This is a genomic window from Streptomyces platensis, assembly GCF_008704855.1.
In the GTDB taxonomy this organism is placed as follows: domain Bacteria; phylum Actinomycetota; class Actinomycetes; order Streptomycetales; family Streptomycetaceae; genus Streptomyces; species Streptomyces platensis.
This window is the reverse complement of record NZ_CP023691.1, coordinates 6554387-6575875: the sequence shown is the minus strand read 5'-3', so window position 1 is coordinate 6575875 and position 21489 is coordinate 6554387. Positions and strand designations below refer to the sequence as shown.

The 21489-nt window shown below is 68.0% G+C and carries 13 protein-coding genes; 4 read left to right on the top strand and 9 right to left on the bottom strand.

The genetic code is table 11. From position 1 onward, the window contains the following. Positions 1-44: 44 nt before the first annotated feature. The 3 genes from CP981_RS29110 to CP981_RS29100 all read right to left on the bottom strand — a co-directional run bounded on the left by CP981_RS29110 (position 45) and on the right by CP981_RS29100 (position 4526). On the bottom strand, positions 45-2222 hold the full coding sequence (locus CP981_RS29110) for an AIPR family protein (protein WP_085928275.1): 2178 nt from the start codon (positions 2220-2222) through the stop codon (positions 45-47). 94 nt (positions 2223-2316) lie between these two features. Further along, the gene (locus tag CP981_RS29105) at positions 2317-3903 is read right to left on the bottom strand and encodes a serine/threonine-protein kinase (RefSeq protein WP_085928287.1); all 1587 of its coding nucleotides are present in this window, start codon (positions 3901-3903) and stop codon (positions 2317-2319) included. Between the two features lie 131 nt (positions 3904-4034). Continuing rightward, a complete protein-coding gene (locus CP981_RS29100) occupies positions 4035-4526 on the bottom strand; it encodes an ATP-binding protein (RefSeq protein WP_244329821.1) in 492 nt (163 codons plus the stop codon). Positions 4527-4635: 109 nt separating this feature from the next. On the opposite strand from CP981_RS29100, the gene CP981_RS29095 reads away from it, so the two are divergent. Together CP981_RS29095 and CP981_RS29090 are read left to right on the top strand one after the other, a co-directional pair. Continuing rightward, positions 4636-5490, top strand: coding sequence for a helix-turn-helix domain-containing protein (locus tag CP981_RS29095; RefSeq protein WP_085928276.1), 855 nt, complete (start codon positions 4636-4638; stop codon positions 5488-5490). Further along, a complete protein-coding gene (locus tag CP981_RS29090) occupies positions 5487-5702 on the top strand; it encodes a DUF397 domain-containing protein (RefSeq protein ID WP_085928277.1) in 216 nt (71 codons plus the stop codon). Before CP981_RS29095 ends, CP981_RS29090 begins: the two co-directional genes overlap by 4 nt. Positions 5703-5760: 58 nt before the next feature. Here CP981_RS29090 and CP981_RS29085 read toward each other — a convergent pair whose 3' ends face one another. From CP981_RS29085 to CP981_RS29070, 4 genes are all read right to left on the bottom strand, one after another. Continuing rightward, the gene (locus CP981_RS29085; RefSeq protein WP_085928278.1) at positions 5761-8949 is read right to left on the bottom strand and encodes a type I restriction endonuclease subunit R; all 3189 of its coding nucleotides are present in this window, start codon (positions 8947-8949) and stop codon (positions 5761-5763) included. Then, a complete protein-coding gene (locus CP981_RS29080; protein ID WP_143659068.1) occupies positions 8946-10232 on the bottom strand; it encodes a restriction endonuclease subunit S in 1287 nt (428 codons plus the stop codon). Before CP981_RS29080 ends, CP981_RS29085 begins: the two co-directional genes overlap by 4 nt. After that, positions 10229-12220, bottom strand: a complete 1992-nt coding sequence (locus CP981_RS29075; RefSeq protein ID WP_085928279.1) for a type I restriction-modification system subunit M — start codon at positions 12218-12220, stop codon at positions 10229-10231. Before CP981_RS29075 ends, CP981_RS29080 begins: the two co-directional genes overlap by 4 nt. An 89-nt stretch (positions 12221-12309) precedes the next feature. After that, positions 12310-14487, bottom strand: coding sequence for an N-6 DNA methylase (locus CP981_RS29070; protein WP_208852992.1), 2178 nt, complete (start codon positions 14485-14487; stop codon positions 12310-12312). A gap of 154 nt (positions 14488-14641) precedes the next feature. Between CP981_RS29070 and CP981_RS29065 the strand changes: the two genes are divergently transcribed. Beyond that, on the top strand, positions 14642-15868 hold the full coding sequence (locus CP981_RS29065; protein ID WP_107429607.1) for a ParB N-terminal domain-containing protein: 1227 nt from the start codon (positions 14642-14644) through the stop codon (positions 15866-15868). A 108-nt stretch (positions 15869-15976) separates the two neighbouring features. Next, positions 15977-17578 carry a hypothetical protein gene (locus CP981_RS29060; protein WP_085928280.1) on the top strand — a complete coding sequence of 534 codons (1602 nt, stop codon included), beginning with the start codon at positions 15977-15979 and terminating at the stop codon, positions 17576-17578. A gap of 380 nt (positions 17579-17958) precedes the next feature. On the opposite strand, the gene CP981_RS29055 is transcribed toward CP981_RS29060, so the two are convergent. Both CP981_RS29055 and CP981_RS29050 read right to left on the bottom strand, forming a co-directional pair. Then, complete coding sequence (locus CP981_RS29055) at positions 17959-19287, bottom strand: class I SAM-dependent RNA methyltransferase (protein WP_085928281.1); 1329 nt, start codon at positions 19285-19287, stop codon at positions 17959-17961. Positions 19288-19429: 142 nt separating this feature from the next. Continuing rightward, complete coding sequence (locus CP981_RS29050) at positions 19430-21481, bottom strand: APC family permease (protein ID WP_085928282.1); 2052 nt, start codon at positions 21479-21481, stop codon at positions 19430-19432. Positions 21482-21489: the final 8 nt, after the last annotated feature.

The following is a 21489-nucleotide window of genomic DNA, read 5'->3' as shown; positions in this document are numbered from 1 at the left end:
AGCGGTTCCAAGGGGCACCGCGGCCGCGCCCCGTCGGGCATTCGTCAGTCGCGTGGTGCGTGCGCCGGCTCCTCCTCGTCCGGCTCTTCCAGTTCGCCGAGGACCCGCCAGGCGAGATCGGCGAGGGTTTCGCCGGTTTCGGTGACCCACCGGGCGGTTCCCTGGTTGGCCACAGGCCGCTTTTCCCATTCGGCGAGTTCCCACATCCGCGTGATCAGGCCGGACGGTGAGTACTGCTTACCGTCGGCGGCCCAGAGGATCGGCTTGGTGCGGTGCCGGGTCCAGCTGGCCCGGCCCCGCTTGTCGTCCTGGGCCAACCAGCCCTTCAGAGCCTCGGCCTCGAGCGGATAGGCGGTGGACAGGACGAGCGAGGCACCCTCGTCGAGTACCCCCTTGTCGACGAGGACGTGCACCGCGTTGGGGCGGCGGGGTTTGCGCTGTGCGGGAACCCGGCGGTACTTGTCCTGTGCGGCCAGGCTCTCCGGGTCTGCAGCGGCGCGCAGTACGCGGCCGGCGACCTCACGGCAGCGGGCGATGTCCGCACACACGGCCCGGATCTGCGAACGTTCGCCGTAGAGCTCGTCGATCGCCCCGGCAACCGCGGGCAGGAGCTCCTTGACCAGAGCGGGCACCTGCTGCCCAGCAGCAGTCGCCCACTCCTGCTTCGGGTCCGGCTCGTCGATCGACTCGGTATCGAGGCGACGGAAGACGAGATGGGTGAGCAGATAAAGGCCGTGCTCGGTGAGCGCGGCGCCCCGGCCCTCGTACCCCGAACGCACGGCATGCAGCGTACGGCGGACCTCCCGGAGTATCTGCACCGAGTTCCAGAGGAGATAGGCGCTGGGTTGCGGTCGGAACAGCACGTCGTAGATGCCCTGGGAGCCGCGTTCCCACAGCACATCCAGGGTGGTCGCCATCCTCGCCGCGTACTGGCTGTCGGGGTGGGCGCAGGCCATCGCACACGCCGCTTCGACCACGGAACAGCCGGTGTCCTCGGTCGGATCCAGTTCACTGCGGCGGACGCTGTATTCCAGACCGAGTTCGGCCCGCATGTCCTCCAAAATGGCAGCCTGCACCGGGTCCAGGGCAATGAAGTCCCGTGCCTCCACCCGGTTCTGGCGGTTGGTGGCCTGGGTGGTCCGCTTGGCGAAGTCCTCGGCCTTGCCCGTGACGATGATCCGGACGCCCACCTGGGCATCCGCCGCCGCGTCATCCGCGGCTACGGCCTCGGCCACCGACCGCACCGTCTGCGCGCCGTTCACGACGCTGGCGTTGTGCAGGGTCAGGGTGATCGGGCGGGCCTGAGGATTCCGGATGGCCTGATGCACCTTTTCCACCGACTCGCACAGGACGGTGACGCCGTTGTTGTAGTACCAGAAACTGGCGGGCTCTTCGGTGAGGGTGCTGATCAGTTCGTTGTTGATCGGCGTTCGGCCGAGCGGATTGCGGATGTTCAGGTTGAACAGGTTCGCGCCGTGCTCCATCCATCGGGCCACCTGCTCGGCCTCGATCACACCTTGGTACGACTCGTACGGGAGGCTGATCGTGAACCACGGAAACAGGTCGGCCGTCAGCTCGACAGGGTTGGGTGCCAGGTCCTTCCGTACGGATTCCCAGACCTCGGGTCCCAGGATGATCCGGTGGCCCAAAACCTTTCCGTGGCGGTTGAACTCCTTCTCGCCGTCGATCAGCGCGTGACGGAAGCCCTCACTCACCTCGTCGGCCCGCATCAGCACGACGACCTGGGTGATCTTGGTCGGTCCCTTCGCCATGACAGCCTTGGCGTACTCGGCAAGCTGCCTGCCGCGCGGGTTGAACGCGGCGAAGTCCTCGTCGTCGATCAGCCGCAGCCCCGCGAGCAGCTCCCAGACGGTCTCCCGCTCGCCCTTGGCTTTGCCGTCCTTGCTCCATTTGGCCTGGACGAGATAGACGTGCGGGTCCGGCCCATCCACCACCGCAATGGCGTCGATGCCCTTGTCGGCGATGCCGTCGATCACCGTGAGCGCCGCTTCCTGCGGGCTGAAACCGGTGACGATCCGGACGGCTTGGGCGGTCAGGGCGCGCGAGAGCATGCGCTTCTCAAGGTCGTCATCCGTCTTCCCGGCCAGGTCACTCCCGTCGATGAGACCCGACTCCAGGTAGACGGTTTTCAAGGCTTGTTTCACCTGACGGACCTGCAGGATCACCTCCTGCTTGTCCCTCCCGGCGTGCGCAGTGGTCATGGCTTCCCGCCCTCCCCGGGCCGTCGGTTGTGCTGTGGAACGACCGGCCCCGGTCAAGATCGTCCCACGGGCGCCGCGTGCTGCGCGGTGCCTTTCAGGAAGCCGACCCGTCGAGGTCCAGCCGGATCAGCGCCAGCGCCTCCGCGATCTCGGCGGTCATCTCGTCGTCCGGCCTGTAGACCACGCACAGGTCCTCGTGCAGCGGCTCCAGGATGTGCCAGGCGTCGGCCGCCCGCCCCTGGGCGAGCATCAACATCCCGATGTCGCGGCGCAGTTCGACGGCTTCTTCGCTGACGTCGCCGTCGACGGAGCGCACGACGCCGAGAATGCCCTGCAACGCGGCGAGAGCCTCCGTGACCTGGCCCAGTTCGGCGCGGCAGCGCGCGGCCTGGGCCCGGCAGGCGCGGGCGTGTTCGCTGGTGGGGCCGTGGATGCGGCCGTAGGCGTCGGCGAGCGCGTCGAACTCGGGCAGTGCGGCGCGGTAGTCCCCGCCCAGCAGTCGGATCGCGGCCCGCTGGGTCCGCAGCTCCAGGACCTGCCGGCTCTCGGAGCCGAGCGCGCGGGCGGCCGGTTCGATGATCTCGCCGAGCACCTCGGCCGCCTGTGCGAACCGCTCCTCTTCGAGGAGGGCGTCCGAGTGCGCGTACGCCTCCTTGATCTCCTCCCGGAACGCGCCCGGCACGGCGGCGGGAGCAGGGGGTGCGGGCGGCTGCCCGTCCGTGCCGGGGACGCGCGGCCCGGCCTGGGCTCGGGAGCGCGGCGCGTACGGGTTCCGGAAGAGCCCGGTCGGGTCGGGTACGCCGGTCGGTCCGGCCCCGGCCGGTGCGGGTGCCGCGCCGGGCGGTGGCAGGAAGGGGCGCAGCCGCTCGTACACGTCCTGGATATCGGCGGGCCGCGATTCCGGCGCCTTGCGCAGCAGGAGGAGGACGAGTTCCTCCAGTGCGGGCGGGACGTCCGCCCGCAGCTCGCGCAGCGGGGTGGGGTCGGCGTTGACGTGCTGATACATGAGCACGTACTCGCTGTCCGCACTGAACAGGAGCTGCCCACTGAGCAGTTCGTGCAGGATGCAGCCGAGCGCGTACAGATCGGTCTGCGGGGTGATCCGCCCGCCGCGCACCTGCTCCGGCGACATGTACTGGTAGGTCCCGATCGGCGTACCGGTGGCGGTCAGCTTGGTCACGTCGGTCCGCAGGATCGCCGCGATCCCGAAGTCGAGGACCTTCACCGTCCCGTCGCGGGCGACGAGGATGTTGCCGGGTTTGAGGTCGCGGTGGATCGCCGGCACCACATGGGCGTGCGAGAGGACGGTCGCCACCTGGGCGGCGACCGCTGCCGCCCAGGCCACCGGGAGGGGACGGCCGGGTTGGACGTACGCGGACAGCGGCACCCCGTCGACCAGTTCCATGACGAGGAACAACCGCTCCAGCGAGTCGTCGAGCACCGCGTCGTACACCTGCGGCACACCCGCGTGCTGGATCCGGGCGGTGATCCGCGCCTCGCGCCGGAACCGCTTCGCGAACTCCTCGGCGAGCTGCGGTGAGCTGATGGCCTGCTGCCGGATCAGCTTCACGGCCACGGGCCGGTCGAGCACGGCGTCATAGCCACGCCACACATCCCCCATGCCGCCGTGACTGAGCTCCTCCAGGAGTTCGTAACGTCCGGCGATCTTCTGCTGCGGCACCTTGCCCGCCCCCGTCGCGTCTTTGCGCCGGCACGCGTACACGGTGGTGGCGTCGGCCGGCTCGACATGGCCGAGAACAAGTCTTGCGGGCGGGACGATCTTCCGTCCATAAAGTGCGCGGAGTTCGGCAGTTATGGCTGAGATACGCCCCCCACCGCACCAGCGCGCGGCCGGTCGTACTCGGCCCACACGGTCTTACCGGGTGCACCGCCGGCACGAGGGAACCAGCCCCAGCGGTCGGCGAGGCACTCGACGAGCAGCAGGCCGCGTCCACTGGCGCGGTCGAGCGCCGGAGGGCCTGCCGTCGGCTCCGGGAGCCGTTCGCCGCGGGTGTCGGTGACCTCCACGCGTACGGTCTCGGCGTGGGCGGTGAGCCGCAGGAGGAAGTCCCGGCCGGGCACGCGCCCGTGGCGAACGGCGTTCGCGGCGAGCTCGGCAACAAGCAGGGCGAGCGTGTCATGCGCCTCGGTGGCGTAAGGGATACCCCAGGCGTGCAGACGCTCGGCGCAGAGGCAACGGGCAAGGCGGGCGCCCCGCGGAGTGGAGCTGAACCTCATCTCGAAATGGTGGCTGGGGTGGCTGAGTTGCGCGGTCTGGGTGTCGCCCACGGGGTTGTTCGTCATGTCTCCACGGTGGGGCGTGGTGGCGTAGCGTGACCATGGGTGACGCGCCGTCGCCATACTCTTGTACGCGGCGGCAGGCGCGCTGTACGTGGCGGGAGAGGCGGCGGCGATGGAGTACGAGGACCAGGGCGAGCGGGAACCGGTGGGGCAGCGCCCGGAGGACGAACCCGGTTCGGGTGTCGTGATGGCGTTCGGGCGCCAGTTGAAGTTACTGCGGGTGCGGGCGGGACTCGAACGGGCGGAGTTCGGGAAGCTGGTGGGGTACGCGGCCCAGTCGATCGCCTCGTTCGAACAGGGGCGGCGTATTCCACCGCCGCGGTTCATCGACCAGGCGGACGAGGTGCTGGGCGCGGGAGGTGTGCTGATCGCGTTGAAGGAGGAGGTGGCACGGGCGCAGTATCCGGCGTTCTTCCGGGATGCGGCGCGGCTGGAGGCGACAGCGCAAGCCCTGTGCGTGTATGCAGCCCTTGCGATCCCCGGCCTGCTCCAGACAGAGGACTACGCACGCGCGGTGTTTCGGATGCAGCGCCCCTTGCTTGACGATGCGGTCATTGAACAACGCTTGGAATCACGTCTCGCGCGGCAGGAGATCTTCGAGCGGCGCCCGGCGCCACTTCTGAGCTTCATCATCGAGGAGGTGGTCCTTCGCAAGCCGATCGGCGGCAGGGCAGTACTGCGCGGCCAGCTGCAACAAGTCCTCCTGGTCGGCCAGCGTCGGAACGTTGAGATCCAGGTGATGCCGACGGACCGAGAGGACCATGCCGCGCTGGACGGGCCGTTCAACCTGATCGATGCCGCAACCGGGCAGCGGATCGCCTACACCGAGGTCCAGAACGACAGCCGCCTCCACACAGGGACGACAAAGATCCGTGAACTGGAATCCCGCTATGGCATCCTGCGCTCACAAGCCCTGACTCCGAGCGAGTCACTGGCCTTCGTCGAGAAACTGCTGGGAGAGGGATGACCGTGCAGCACTTCGTGCCCACCGTGCCTGAGTCGGCCTGGTTCAAGAGCAGTTACAGCGGCGGCGGTGGCGGCGAGTGCGTCGAGGTGGCCGCCACTGCCGACTCCATGCACGTACGGGACTCCAAAAGGCGACTCGAAGGGCCCGTACTGACCGTAGGGCGCGAGGCGTGGGCCGGGTTCATCGAGCTGGCTTCCGGTCCGCAGGCGTAGCACTGAACGGGCGGGGCCCGCGTACACCTCAGTGGCGTACGCGGGCCCCGCCTCCGTCTCAGCCCTCGTCGTCCACGCCCGCCTCACGGCGGATCATGCGCCATGCCGCGCGGCGTGCGCTGCGGTCGAGGTTGGACTTGAAGCTCCGGTCGGCGCCGAAGTACTGGCGGCCCATGCCGGCGATGGTGTCGATGTGGTCGGCCATCTTGTCGGCGAAGACCTTGTCGAAGACCTTGCCGAAGTTGTCCTCGTCGTTGACGAGGGCCGCGGCCTTCACCTTGACGTCGGCCTTGGCCTCGTTGAACGGCTTGGCAAGATCTTCCTCGGTGAAGTCCGTGCCGAACTTGGCGTTGAACTTCTCGATCAGCTCCGACAGGAGCGACTTCTCCGGCTCCTTGGCGCCGCCCGTGCCCTCACCGAACCCCTGCATGAGGGCCGGGCCTTCGGCCGTCAGCGACACGTCGTGTTCGCCGGTCTTCTCCACCCGCAGGTGGCTGAGGTCCACGTCGCCTATGTCCACGCCTCCGTCGGTGCGGCCCCGCAGCCGGGTGAGGAGGTAGCGGCCGTAGAGGTGCAGTCGCTCCAGGTCGGCGTCCCGGTAGGGCACGATCTGAGCGAGGAAGCCGTACTTGCGTACATAGTCGTGCAGGTCGGCGCGGAAGTCCTCTGCCGTCTGGACGTGGTCCTCGTCCTCGTCGTCATCTCGCAGTGCCTCGTAACGCGCGACGGCCGGGGAGAGGATGCGGTACAGCTCGGCGTGCAGCTTCTCCCACCGGGCCTGCGACCCGGCGGCCTTCTGCTTCGCCTCGAAGAAGGCGGTGGCGAACTCGTCCATGTCCGCTTCCGAGATGATCGGCGCGGACATGACCCGGCTCTGCGCGGTGTAGAGGAGATTGGGGTCCGAGGGGAGGGTCTGCGCTTCCTCGAAGTACGGGCGGAAGGCGTCCTTGATGTCCTCGGCCTCATTGGCGAAGTCCAGGACGGCAAGGTCGGCCTGTGCCTTGCGCTCAGCGGTACGGTTCAGCCGGGAGAGGGTCTGCACGGCGGAGATGCCGGTCAGCTTCTTGTTGACGTACATCGTGGTCAACAGCGGCTGGTCGAAACCGGTCTGGTACTTCTCGGCCACCACCAGGATCTTGTACTCCTGCTTGCCCTTCGCCCCGGCCTTCACGGCCTTGTCGTCGGCACGGGTGTAGCCGAACGCCTTCGGGAGCGCGCTCTCGGCGAGCCCGCCGTTCTCCTTCGGCTCGGTGGTCTCCTCGCCGTCGATGGTGAGCGAGCCGGAGAATGCGACCAGGACGCCGAGGTCGGGGAACTTGGTGTCGTAGTCCCGGTCCTTGATGTAGCTCTTGATGGCCCGCGCCATCTGGGCGGCGGACTGGCGGGACGCGGTCACGACCATCGCCTTGGCGCGTCCGCCGAGACGTCCGCGGGTGTGACTGACGAAGTGCTCGACGATCACCTGGGCGTGCTGGGAGACGGTCGAGTCGTGAGTGAGGGCGTGCCGGGCGAGAAGCGGGTTCGCCTTGGAGGGGTCGACTTCCTTCTCGTCGGGGTTCTTGTTCACCAGCTTCCAGTACGTGTTGTACGTGACGTAGTTGCGCAGGGGGTCGAGGATGAAGCCTTCCTCGATGGCCTGGCGCATGGAGTACGTGTGGAAGGGCCGGTAGGTGGTCTTGCCGTCGATCTGCTCGGGGGTGCCGAAGAGTTCGAGGGTCTTGGCCTTGGGGGTGGCAGTGAAGGCGAAGTAGGAGAGGTTGGCCGCCTTGGACCGGTCTTCCGCCTTCTTCATCAGCTGCTCGGTGACGGTAAGGGTGGTCGCACCAGGGTCCTCCGAGTCCGAGTCGAGGCCGAGGTCCCGCAGGGCCGCGCGGACGGCCGTGGCGGCGTCGCCGGACTGGGAGGAGTGGGCCTCGTCGAGGATGATCGCGAAGGTGGTGCCCTTGATCTCCGTCGGGTTGCGCTGGATGTAGTCGAGCAACGCCGGGAACGAGTGCAGGGTGACGGTGACGATCTTGCCGGTGTCGCGGGAGAGGGCGCGGGCGAGCTGCTCGCTCTTGGCGCCGCTCTTCTCGTCGATCTTCACGACCAGACCGTCGGTCTGCGAGAAGCTGCCGACGGTCTCGCGGAGCTGGGCGTCCAGGTTCCGGCGGTCGGTGATGACAATGACCTTGTCGAAGACGGGTTCGCCGGGCTTGATGAGACCCGCGGCCAGCGCCTTGGTGTCGAGGGCGCGCGGGTCGGTGTCCGCGTGGAGGTCGGAGAGACGGTGGGCGAGCCAACCGATGGTGTTCGACTTGCCCGAGCCGGCCGAAGCCATGATCAGGTAGTCCTGCCCGGCGCCGTGGGTTGCGGCGTGGGCGGTCAGCTTCTTGACCGCGTCCCACTGGTGGAAGCGCGGGAAGATCGTCCTCTTCTCGGTCTTGGTCTTCTGCTGATGGACGAACCGCTGGAGCAGGTCGAGCCAGTTTTCCCGCTCCCAGACCTGCTCCCAGAGGTACGAGGTGGCGTACTGGCCGAAGGCGGTGGGGGCGGGGTTACCGGCGCCACCCGGTTCACCGGGCCCCTTGGAACCGGTGTTGAAGGGAAGGAAGCGCGTATTCTTCCCCTTCAGCTCGGTGGCGACGAAGACCACGTCCGGGTCGACGGCGAAGTTCGCGATGACGCGGCGCGTGAAGATCAACTCGGTCGGGTCGCGGTCCGTGCGGTACTGCTCCTTGGCCTGCTCGGCGCCCTGACCGGTGAGAGGGTTCTTCAACTCCGCGGTGGCGATCGGGATGCCGTTGAGGAAGAGCGTCAGGTCGAGCTCGTTGCCCCAGTCGGCTTGCTTGGTGGCGTAGCGGAGTTCGCGAACAACGGTGAGGCGGTTGGCGCGATAGCCCTTGAGTACGGAGTCATCGGGCACGAGGTTGGGCTTGAAGTAGGCGAGGCGGATGCGGACACCGCGGTCCTTGACGCCGTTACGAAGGACGTGCAGCAGGCCGTCATCACCGATGGCCTTGTCGAGGCGCCTGGCGAAGCCGCGCTCAGCCTCGTCGGCGTTGCCGTAGACGGTGCAGAGCTCGTACCACTCATCGTGCTGGGAGTTCTTGATGAACTCGAACAGCTCGTTGGTGTCGAGCCCGAGATCAGCCGTGTAGTCCTGGGGCCGCGCCTCGCGCCACCCGTGCTCGGGCTCGGGCTCGGGCGCGGTCATGGCGGCAACTATCGCGGAGCCGAAAGCGGACTCGTTGTGGATGGGGCTCATACAGTGACTCCGTCCGTTACGTTGCGTCCGCTGGCGGTGGATACGTCGAACTGGCCGGTTACGGCGGCGGTGATTAGAGCTTGGCGACGTTCTTTCAAGAGCTCGACCTGGCGTCGCACCTTGTCCGTGAGAACGTCGATCCGCGCGTTTTGGTTTCGAATGGTCTCGACAATCTGACCCTGCTCCGTCAACGACGGCAGAGGGATGCGCAGCATCTGAAGATCAGGTACATAGATCGTCTTGTGCGTAGAACCCATGGCCAGCCGTCCCAGCAAGTCAGCACGCATGGCCCGAAGACACCAAAGCAGGTAATACGGGTTGAGTCGTGGACCACAAGCCCACGTAACGAAGTCCTGACTCGTAGCCATGTCTGTCCCCATGACTCCGGAGTAGCCGGCGGAGGCGGTTCGACAGAGAAATACCGTGCCCTTCCGATGCAGTTCTGCGGCAGAATTAGAAAGCCCCAACTTGCTGATTCTTTCGCGCGTCTCGTACAGGTCCTCAACGCGGTCATCTCGAACCTGCTTCACCTCACCGGTGGTAATCCACGGGATAGTGCATTCCACCCACCACTCCGGGCGAGACCGGCTTGGCGTGTGACCGCTGCCCATCCGAGCCAGAAGCCCAACACGTACCTCCTGCCACGACTCTGGGACCGACTTCAGCCAGGCGAGGGTGGACTCACGGCGCCTGACATACTCGCCACCCGAAACGGCGTACTGCACTCCTGCCGCACGCCGCTCGGCAAGACGGTCAACGACACGCAACTCCGCGTCTACCAAACCATCGATGCGGGAGGTCTCGGCGTCGAGAAAGTCAGCGATGCGGCGCTGCTCCTCGAGTGGAGGCAGAGAAACCGACAGGTTGCCGATCTCGCTCGCACTGATCGCTGGGTAACTTACCCCCGTTGATCTAGCAACGATTCCATCAATGAAAGGCTGCGACCTGCAGTAGAAGGCCAAGTACCTGCCATGAATATTCCGCTCGGCCTCAAGCACGGCGAAGCCGGTCGAGAAAACCAGCGGCTCCATCCGGGCTGGAACGGTTCCGATTGCCTGCAGGTATGTGCGAACTGTCGAGACCAAGACCGAGCCAGCCGGTGCGATCCGTCGGGCACGGGACGGTGCCGAGGCGAAGACAGTGTCTTCTTCCGGCACTGTGATATTACCGAGACTATCAACAGCAGAAATATCAACGTATCGGAATCTGAAGTCCGGATTGGTATCCTCTGGCAACGTGGTGCGGTTGATCCGCGCGACGTCCTTGATTCGATACGTGGTCACTCCGTCACCTCGCCCAACAGAGCTTGAATCTCCGCCTCCACAGCCTTCAACTCCGCGTCGATCTCCGCCAACGGCCGCGGCGGCTTGTACACATAAAAGTGCCGCGTGAACGGAATCTCGTAGCCAATCTTCGTCTTCGTGTGGTCGATCCACGCGTCCGGTACGTGCGGCAGCACCTCCCGCTTCAGGTACTCCTCAACGTCCTCCCCCAACGGCACGTTCTCGTAGTCCCGCAACTCCGCGTCCGGCTCCGGCGCACCCTTCACGAGCTGCACCTCACCCTCCGGATCCCGGACGCCCACCGTGTCCCGTACCGCCTTCGCGAACGGCGCACCCGTCGGCCAGAGCAACCCGGCCCCCACCACCGCGTCCTTCAGCGCGATCAGCGCCTCGGACTTCGTCGCCCACGACGAGCCCAGCAGCGTACGCACCGCGCCAACGAAGGCGTCCGCATCCGCCAGCTTCTGCACCGGCTTCGCCGCCGTCAGCGCAGCCAGCGTCTCCTCGGTGACCTCGAAGCGCAGCTTCAGCGGCCGCTCGACCGTGATGCGCTGGTAGCCGAACGCCTCGTTGTCGAAGACCTTGACCTTGCCGTGGAACGGGTGGTCAGGGTCCGCTGCCGCGCCAATCGCTTCCTCGTACAGCCGTGTCACGTCCGCGATGTGCTGCTTGCCGAGTTCCTTGCGCTTGTCGCCGAGCGACTTGCGCATCTTCTGGAACTGGTCGCGCGCGTCCAACAGCACGACCTTCCCCTTGTGGTCCGCGGATTTGCGGTTCGTCAGGATCCAGAAGTACGTGGAAATACCGGTGTTGTAGAAGAGCTGGTCCGGGAGGGCGACGATTGCCTCCAGCCAGTCGTTCTCCAGGATCCACCGACGGATCTCGGACTCACCCGAGCCGGCCGCACCCGTGAACAAGGGCGAGCCGTTGAAGACGATCGCGATGCGGGAGCCACCCCGCCCCTTGACGTCCACCGGCTTCATCTTCGAGATCATGTGCTGGAGGAAGAGCAGCGAGCCGTCGTTGATGCGCGGCAGGCCCGCGGCGAAGCGGCCGGCCTCGCCCATGTGGTTGTGCTCGTACTCGACCGCTTCCTTGACCTTCTTCCACTCCACGCCGAACGGCGGGTTGGCCAGGAGGTAGTCAAACTCCTCGCGCTTGTGACCGTCGTCGGAGAAGGAGTTGCCGTAGGCGATGTTCTCCGGGTCCTGGCCCTTGATCATCAGGTCGGAACGGCAGATCGCCCACGACTCGGGGTTGAGTTCCTGCCCGTACACCTCCACCGTGGCGTCGTCGTTGTACGCCTTGATGTGTTCCTCGGCCGCGCTGAGCATGCCGCCCGTGCCGCAGGCCGGGTCCATCACCGTGCGGACCACGCCGGGCAGACTGAGCGCGTCGCCGTCGGGCGCGATCAGCAGGTTGACCATCAGCTGGATGACCTCGCGCGGGGTGAAATGTTCACCCGCCGTCTCGTTGGACTGTTCCGCGAACCGACGGATCAACTCCTCGAAGATGTAGCCCATGTTGTGGTTGGACACGTTCTCGGGGTGCAGGTCGAGGTCGGTGAACTTGCCGATGACCTTGTAGAGCAGGTCGGCGCCGGCCAGCTTCTTGATCTGCTGGGTGAACTCGTACTTGTCGAGGACCTCGCGGGCGTTGTCGGAGAAGCCCGCCACATAGATCTGGAGGAGCTGCGCCGCGTTCTGCGGGTCGGCGGCGATCTTCTTCAGGGTGAGATCGCTCTTGTTGTAGAAGGAGTGTCCCGAGGCGCGGCGCAGGAAGTGGTCCGTGTCCATGTCCTGGCCCTCGAAGCGGGCGACCTCCTCGGCGACCTTCTGACGGGTCGGCTCCAGGACGCATTCCAGCCGGCGCAGGACGGTGAACGGCAGGATGACCTTGCCGTAGTCGGACTGCTTGTAGTCGCCGCGCAGGAGGTCGGCGACGGACCAGGCGTGATTCGCCAGTTCCGTGTGCTTACTGCTGTTCAAGGGGTTCCCCGGTTTCCTTCCGTGCCGTTCCGCGCATCGAGTGCGGGTGCGGACAAGTGTGGTCCATGGACGAGCGCTCAGGTGGCGGATCAGGACGAATCAGCGGTCGACGAGCCCGGGCGGGGCGGCGGCGGAATCAGCGCGCCACCCGTGAGGCCGTCCGTCAGCAGGCCGGCCGCCTCCTCCGCGAGCCGCGCCGCCTTCCGGGCCTCGGCGCGCAGGGTGTGTACGTGCCGGAACGCCTCGCCGTAGCGGCGCTGTTCTTCGAGGGGCATGAGGGGGATGCGCAGGCGCCCCGGCGCGATGTGCAGCACCGTGCTGCCGGTCGACGCGCCCGCGATGTTGTCTTCGGAGTCGAGGAATCCGGCCAGGAACCAGGGGTCCAGGCGGGTGGGGTCGGGGCGGAGGAGGTGGACGTTCGGGCCGAGGAGCGCGCCGGCGTCCGGCTCGTCCGCGACGCGGACCATCGGACCGGTGCCGCCCGCGACCGCCCGTACGAGGACGTCGCCCGCGGCGATGACAGGTGCGGCCTCGGCACGCAGCTCGGCCGGATCGCCCGACGGGGCCGAGCCCCTGGCGATGTCGGTCCCCGTAAGAACGGAGGTGGCAGGGGAGGACGCGGCTCCGCCGTCGGCTCGCGGTGTCTTCGGGGCCGGCACCGTACGCAGCAGGGTCAGCGCGCCGCCCCGTGCGAGATCCGACGCGGTCGCCGTACGCCACTCCTTGACCGAGGAACCCGCCGCGCCCCAGCCGGTGGGGCCCGCGGCTCGCACGAGGGACTGGGCTGCCTCGGTCAGCTCACGGCGCCCGGTGTCCGCGCGGGCAGCCAGTTCGGCGGGGTCGATATCCGTGCGTGAGCTGCGGACCTGGCGGGCGGGGGTGAGGTCGACGACGTCATCGAGGAGATCGACAACGGGCACGGCGCGGGCAACGGCGGGTTCGCCGGTGAAGGCGTCCGGGGCCGTGGCGAAGGCTTCCCAGTGGGTGAGCGTCCGTGCGCTGAGAGCGGTCCAGTTCAGGGGGTTGCGCGCGGAGCCGGTGCGGGTCGCGACCGCCGGGCGGCCGGGCTCGCTGCCCGCGGCGGTCCCCTCGGCTGCGCCGGCCGTGTCGATGAACAGCACAGACTTTCGTTCCGCGCCGCCCGGTTCCGGTCGCTGCAGCACCCAGAGCTGCAACCCCACGTGCAGCGGCGGGGCGGCCCCGGCCGGCAGTGCGACCACGGCCCGTACAGCGCCGCTGCGCAGCAGCTCCGCCCGGACCCGGCGCCCTGAGGCGCGAGTAGCGGTGGCGGGCGGGAGGATCAGCGCCGCCCAGCCGCCCGGGTTGAGGTGGGCAAGTGCGTGCTGGATCCAGGCGAGTTCCGATTCTGCGCGCGCGGGGACGCCGTACGCCCAGCGCGGGTCGTAGGCCAGTTCGTCGTGGCCCCAGTCGCGGTCACCGTAGGGCGGATTGCACAGCACCGCATCGACCGTGAGACCGGGGAACGCGTCGGCACGCAGGCTGTCGCCGTCCCGGACGGTGATCTCTGCATGGGGGGTCTCCAGCAGCAGGCCGACCGCGCTGCGCTGTGCCTGGACGGCAAGGGTGTCCTGACCGTAGAGCTCGGTCGCGCCGTGCCGGGCCGCGGCCTCCAGCAAAGTGCCACTTCCGCATGCCGGGTCCAGGACCCTGCCGACAGAGCGCGGGAGCAACCGGACGGCCAAATCCGCCAGCTGGGCCGGAGTCCGGTAGGTGCCGCTCGCGGCGCTGTCCTCCAGTTCCCGTTCCGCGAGCACGCCGAGCGCGGCCTGGCCCCCCTCGCCACGTACGCAGCGCAGCAGGGCGCGCAGGGCCGCGCCGTCCGCGGGCGTGAAGCGGATGGTGTCCGCGCCCGGGACCGTGTCCGCGAGCGCCTTCGCCTCGGCTGTGGCACGAGCGGCGAGGTCGCCGTCCGAGAGCTCCGTGAAGGTGGTCAAGTCGTCGGGGGCGTGACGCGAGGCTGCGAGGACGAGCGGCAGTAGCGCGGTTCCGGCGGCGGCTCCCCCTCGTGCGTGCAGACGCAGGGCCGTGCGGAACTCCTCCCGCGGGCCGGCGGTCGTCGTGTGGCCCCGCGCGGCCAGCCATGCCTGTACCGCCTCCAGGTCGTAGAGCGGGCTGCTTTCGGTGCCGCCGGACGGAGACGGGAAGTCGTCGTGCCTCCGCCGCCAGTTGCTGACGGTGGCGCGCGTGACCCCGGCGATGCGCGAAATCTCGGCGGCCGTCACCTGGGCGGCGGATGACTGCGGCATGGCGGGATGAGCCTCTCGGTGGCGGTGAACTGTTAACACCTTACAGCGGACGTCAAATCGCGCAAGCTGATTGACACTGCTTTCACGGTCATGCTTCTCTATTAACGCTTCCACTCGAAGCGAAGACCGTCACTTTCTGGAGGGGGACCCAGCCATGCACCTCACGATGCCCACGACCGTCATCGAGGGCACACAGCTCACCGTGATGCCGTTCCGCCCCGATGTGGTGATCGGAACGATGGGGCTGCCGACACTGCTCCAGCTCGTCCCGTCGCCGCGGACCGAGGAGGACACGCGTGCCCTGAAGTACGCGTCCGGCACCCTGCGCCGGCACGCCGAGGTACGCGCCCTTGTTCAGCGCATGCTGAAGTCGACCCAGAAGGGCCGCAACGTCACCTCGTACGCCGCGTACATCGCGTCCGGAGTCAACGGCGAGTACGGCTCGGGCTGGTCCACTCCCCCTATCACGCTGTGGCTGGACGGGCAGCCGGGTGCGGTGAGCGACGAACTGATCCCGGGCAGCGGAATTCGCACGGTCACCGTGCTGCCCGGCTCCCCCGTCGTCGCCATCGACGGCGAGACCCAGGTCACGGCCTGGCACGAGCTCTACGACAGCCCGGAACGCTTCGGCATCACATACGAGAAGCTCACCACCGTGCGGCTGCCCTACGAGCTGTACTTCGGGCTCACGGTCGAGTCCGCGCGGCAGATCTTCTACGACCGCAACGTCGAGGGCGTACCGGTGGCCAAGAACCTGGCGATGTCGATGGACCAGCGGGACATCGGCACCCAACTCGCCCACCGGATCGGCGAGTCGGTGAAGGTCGAGCACGAGGGAAGGATCATCCCATTCGGCAAGCTGGTGCAGGGGCGCAAGCGCCAGCTGACGAAGAGCGACCCGGAACTGATCACGCTTTCCGCGCTGCGCGTTCTCGTGATCACCGCGCTGCACGGGCGGGCCGGACTGGCGCTGACGTCCTCCACTCTGCACGACGACAGGCTGCCGCAGGGGGTGGACGCGGAGCAGGCCGGGCAGAGGCTGGTGCCGCTGCTGTCACGGCTCGTCACGCGCCTCTATCCGCATCTCGCGGCGCGTACGGCCGTGTCCGCACCCGCGGTACTGGCGGGTATCGGCATCGCCGCCCACCAGACGACCGGCTGGGCCACCTCTGGGAGCGCGTTGACCGAGGAGGAGCTGTTCGCGCTCCTGGAGCCGGTGCGGTGGGAACGCGAAGCAACGTACTGGGACGGCGTGGCAGCCAGTGCCAACGCCTCCGGTGCGCTCAACTTCGGTGGTGGCGCCAAGAATTCGGGCGGTCGCGTCGCGGACGCGTTGCTGCACCCCGACACCGAGTACGGGCGCCGGATCCGGGGCTGGTAGCCAGGCGCTTGGCTGCCGAACTGCCCTGAGGCCAGGCTGCGTTGGGCCGACATCAGGCAAAGAGTGCCGGAGTTAGGATGCCCGTGCTCGTCGATCAAGGAGGCGCCCGTGGGGAGCATGGAGAGGCCCGAACTGCTGCCGGACTGCGAGGTACCAGCCCGCCGGAGGCAACCTGACCATTTCGTCGAGACCTGTCTGACTCGCCTCGCCGACGACTCGCTCGCCGACAACTGGCGCACCAGCAGCCTGAAGGCATGCTCGATCCGCGGCGGTTCGGCGATGGCAGCGGCATCGTTCGTAGTAGGCGCCGACGGCCCTTGGCATCACGACCTGCAACGCATCGCCCGGGAGTCGAGGGTCGGCTTCGAGCGACCGGACTTCACCTACACCGAGTACACGGTCGGACTCTGCTATGTCGCGGGGACGAAGGGCGTCCCCGCCGGCCTGCGTCATCGGGCAGCGGACGACCTGGTACACCGCGCAGACGAAGCGGGTTATGCGGAGGCTCGAAGCCTCCTACCCAAAAACGGCTGGGGCTGGCTCGCGGACGCCGTGCGCGAGGGGTGGGCCGTATGGACCGCACACCTCTTTATCGCCGACGAGACCGCCGCTCTCACCACCCGCCTGAAGGTCGGCCTGGCACTCGCCGAACACGATCACCCCGCCGGATATGTACCCGACTCCCTCGAACGACTTGTCGCCCATCCGCAGGCTCCGAGTGCGGACCGTCTGGCTCTGGCGGCCGCCGTGGCCCGACGCGCCCCTAAAGACGGCGTGGCCCTGCTCCGGAGTCTCGCTTCGGATCCCCTCGCCCAGGCAGGGCACCGCATGCAAGCCATCAGCCTGCTCGAGGGGATCGACCTGGTTGAGGCCGAGAAGATGCGCGCTCTGCAGACGCGCCTGCCGTCGGGCCGGACAGCGCGCGGTCAGCACCGAGAGGCTGCCAAGCAGGCTGAGCGTGAATCCGCCGCTCGGAGGGATCGCGAGACTCCGGAAGCCATGGTGGTGCGGCTCGAGTCGACGATCGAAGAAATCCTGGACGACCTGATCAGCCGCGGCTCGGCGGATTGGTTGGGTGACCAGCTGGACAACCACATCGCGGAGACCGACCGGGAAGGCGTCGCCCAGGACATCGCCGATATCTGTGGCGTGGCCCGCGCCGAGAACCTCTCATCCAGTCTCGACCTCCTGGAGGTCCTCACCCGGATCAGGTACGGCGACGACACGAGCCCGAGTCCGCATTCCGGCCTCGACGCTGTGGGCGACGAGGAAATCCCTCGGTTGGCTCGGGAGGAACTGGAGAAGTATGTGCAGCAGGAGGGGGAACGAGCCTGGCGCCGTTGGCAGGACCTCATAGGGAAGCACGGCTGGAACGAGGACCGGCTCGAAGAGCTCGACGACATGTCGATCGAGGTGAACCAGGATCTGGCCGACGCGGTCCGCCAGAAAGCCGGCGATCACCTGCGCAAGCTACAGCAGCACTTGGTCTGGGAGCTGTGGCCCGACTTGACGAGTGCCGCGAGCGAACGTGACTACGCCAGAGCTCGTGGACATGCGGCAAGCGCGCGTCTCCTCGCGGACGAGGCCGAGCGCGCCGAAGATCTGTGGAGGGAGGCGACTGTCCACTCCTTTTCCTTCGACCCGCTGACCTTGTCCTGGCCTCGTGATCTCTGGCTGGTCTTCGAGGAATGGCAGAGTGCCAGGCGCTGAAAGGACCGGGAGGAATCCTTCGCGCCACATGCCATGCGGTCGCCCAGACCTTCGGCAACCAACGCACTGCTTGCCGGGTTCCGTGCGATCCGATCGCCGGGCAGACGTACGAAAGCCCCCGTCCGCGGGGAGACCTTCTTGAGCCTGGTCACCCAGAGCAAGTTGAATCGACGACGAACGTCCCCCGCCCGCGGTCTTACGCCGACGCGGGCACCTCCGATTCCACACCTGGGCCGTGGCCATGACAATCGCCGCACGATCGGAGTGCACGGAGTGCCATCTGACAGGCCATCACATCGAGCGTCACTCGGCGCCAGGGATCCGGAGAGGAAGGCTGGCACCACGGTCGGCCCATTCGCCTCTTGGCGATAAATCGCAGGTCAGCGGCCCTTGTCGGCCCTCTCCAGCACCACCACACACTCCACATGATGCGTCATCGGAAACAAATCAAACGCCCGCATCCGCCGCGGCGCATAGCCCGCCTCCGCGAAGTACTTGAGGTCGCGGGCGAGGGCGGCCGGGTCGCAGGCCACGTAGGCGATGCGGCGGGGGGTGAGGGAGGCGAGGTGGGTGACGGTGGCTTTGCCGGCGCCGGCGCGGGGTGGGTCGAGGACGATGAGGTCGACGTCGGTGATGCCGGTGCGGGGCAGGATCTGGTCGACCTTGCCGTGTTCGATGCGGACGCGGTCGAGGTCCTGGAGGTTGTGACGGGCGTCCTCGACGGCGCGCTTGCCGGATTCGATGCCGAGGACCGCGCCCTTGTCGCCGACGCGTTCGGCGAGGGCGCCGGCGAAGAGGCCGACGCCGCAGTACAGGTCGAGGGCCATGTCGCCCTTCTTGGGCATCAGGCCCCGCATGACGGCGTCGACCAGGAGGTCGGCGGCCTTCGGGTGGACCTGCCAGAAGCCGCCGTTGCCGACCCGCCAGGTGCGGTCGGCGGCCCGTTCGCGGACGAAGGGGCGGCCGTGGACGCGGTGCACGCCGCCGTCCTTCTCCCCCACCCGCATGACCGAGACCGGCTTGTCGAGTTCGACGATCGGGAGGCGGCCGCCGGGGCGGGGGGTGAGGATGACCTGGCGGTCGTGGGAGCCGGTGGCCGCGATCGCCTCAACGGTGGCGATCTGCGGCCACTCCCGCTTCTCGATGCCGAGTTCGGTGACTCCCGGGGCGGCGATCATGCAGTGGGTGACCGGCTCGATGTCGTGGGAGCGGTGCTTGCGCAGGCCCGCGTGACCGTCGGCGTCCACCGCGTACTGGACGCGGGTGCGCCAGGCCGGCACCTCGCCCTTGGCGACCTTGTCACCGGGGGCGGGCTCGACGGTGCCGTCCCAGCCCGCGTCCTCGGGGGAGAGCCCGGCCAGGCGCTGGAGCTGTTCGGCGATCACCGCGGACTTCAGGCGGCGCTGGGCGCCGGGGGCGGCGTGCTGCCAGTCGCAGCCGCCGCAGCGGCCGGGGCCGGAGAAGGGGCAGGGGGCCTCGACCCGGTCCTTGGAGGGCTCCAGGATCGAGACGGCGTCGGTGCGCAGGAAGCGGGCGCCCTCCTCGCCGTCGGTGACGCGGGCGATGACGCGCTCGCCGGGCAGCGCATGCCGTACGAAGAGGACCTGGCCCTCGTCGGTGCGGGCGATGCAGTGGCCGCCGTGGGCGACCGGGCCGACCTCGACCTCGTACTCCTCGCCGACCAGCGACTTCTTGGGTTCTGCCTGCATGGCGGGAGGGCTCCTGAGGTGGGTGGTGAGCGGGGACGGGGGCCGGCCTCCGGAGGGAGGCCAGCCGTCAAGTCTACGTCCCGTGGGCCGTGCCCCGGCCCGGCGCGGACGACCACCACCGGGGCACGGCGGAAAGCCCGCGCTACTTCTTGGTGGCGGCCTTCTCCTTCTTCGGCTGGGCCACCGGGCCACGGCGGACCGCACCCGGAGCGTTCCACTCCGCGCGCTTGCGGGCGCGCAGCTTGGCGGCCTCGGAGGAGTCCAGCTGCCAGGGCACCGAGGTGACCATGACGCCGGGGGTGAAGAGGAGACGGCCCTTGAGGCGCAGGGCGGACTGGTTGTGGAGCAGGTGCTCGTACCAGTGGCCGACGACGTACTCCGGGATGTAGACGGAGACGGCGTCGCGCGGGCTCTGGCGGCGCAGCGACTTGACGTAGTCGATGATCGGCCGGGTGATCTCGCGGTACGGGGAGGCCAGGACCTTCAGCGGCACCTCGATGCCGCGGCGCTCCCACTCCTCCCGCAGGGCCCTGGTGTCGGCCTGGTCCACGTCCACGCTGACCGCTTCGAGGCTGTCGGAGCGCATCAGCTTGGCGTAGTTCAGGGCGCGCAGGGTGGGCTTGTGCACCTTGGAGACCAGGACGAGGGAGTGCACCCGGGAGGGGCGGACCACATCGTCGTCGGGGGTGTCCTCGGCGGCGATCTCGTCGGCGACCCGGTCGTAGTGGCGGCGGATCGCGGACATCGTCACAAAGAAGATGACCATGCCGAGCAGCGCGACCCAGGCGCCGTGGGTGAACTTGGTCAGGAGGACGACCACGAGCACCAGGCCGGTGAAGAAGGCACCGAAGGCGTTGATGGCGCGCGAGCGGTGCATACGGCGGCGCTTGGCCGGGTCCTTCTCGGTGATCAGATGGCGGTTCCAGTGCCGGACCATGCCGATCTGGCTGAGCGTGAAGGAGACGAACACGCCGACGATGTAGAGCTGGATGAGCCGGGTGGAGTCCGCGCCGTAGAGGTAGACGAGGATCGCGGCGGCGCCGGCCAGCAGGACGATGCCGTTGGAGAACGCCAGACGGTCACCGCGGGTGTGCAGCTGGCGCGGCAGATAGCGGTCCTGGGCGAGGATCGAGCCGAGCAGCGGGAAGCCGTTGTAGGCGGTGTTGGCGGCCAGGAACAGCACCAGGGCGGTGGCGGCGGCGAGGATGATGAAGAGGAAGCTGCCCTTGCCGAAGACCGCCTCGGCGACCTGCGAGATGACCGGGTTCTGGGTGTAGCCGGAGCCGATCGGCTTGCCGTGGAGGAGCAGGTCGGTGGCCGGGTTCTCGGCCATCCTGACGTTGGTGGCCATGGCCAGGCCGATGATGCCGCAGAACATGGTGACGGCCAGGCCGCCCATGAGGGCGAGGGTGGTCGCCGCGTTCTTGGACTTCGGCTTGCGGAAGGCGGGGACGCCGTTGGAGATCGCCTCGACGCCGGTGAGCGCCGCACAGCCGGAGGAGAAGGCGCGCAGGAGAAGGAAGATGAGCGCGAAGCCGGCCAGCCCGCCCTGTTCGGCGTGGATGGTGTAGTCGGCGGTGGGGGCCTTCATGGTGTCGCCCATGACGACGCCGCGGATCACACCCCAGGCGATCATGATGAAGACGCCGGCCACGAAGACATAGGTCGGGATCGCGAAGAGCTTGCCCGACTCCTTGACGCCGCGCAGGTTCATCAGCGTCAGCAGCACGATGATGGCGACCGCGCACAGGGTTTTGTGCTCGACGACGAACGGGATCGCGGAGCCCAGGTTCTCCACTCCGGAGGAGATGGAGACCGCGACGGTCAGCACATAGTCGACGAGCAGCGCGCTGGCGACGGTGAGACCGGCCTTGGGGCCGAGGTTGGTGTTGGCGACCTCGTAGTCGCCGCCACCGCTCGGGTAGGCGTGCACGTTCTGCCGGTACGACGCGACGACGGTGAACATCAGCACCACGACCGCGACCGCGATCCAGGGGCTGAAGCTGTACGCAGACACACCCGCGATGGACAGGACGAGCAGCACCTCGCCCGGCGCATACGCCACGGAGGACAGCGGGTCGGAGGCGAAGACGGGGAGTGCGATGCGCTTGGGAAGCAGGGTTTCCCCGAGCTTGTCGCTGCGCAGTGCGCGCCCGATCAAGATCCGTTTGGGCACGTCGGTCAGTTTGGACACGCAGAGGA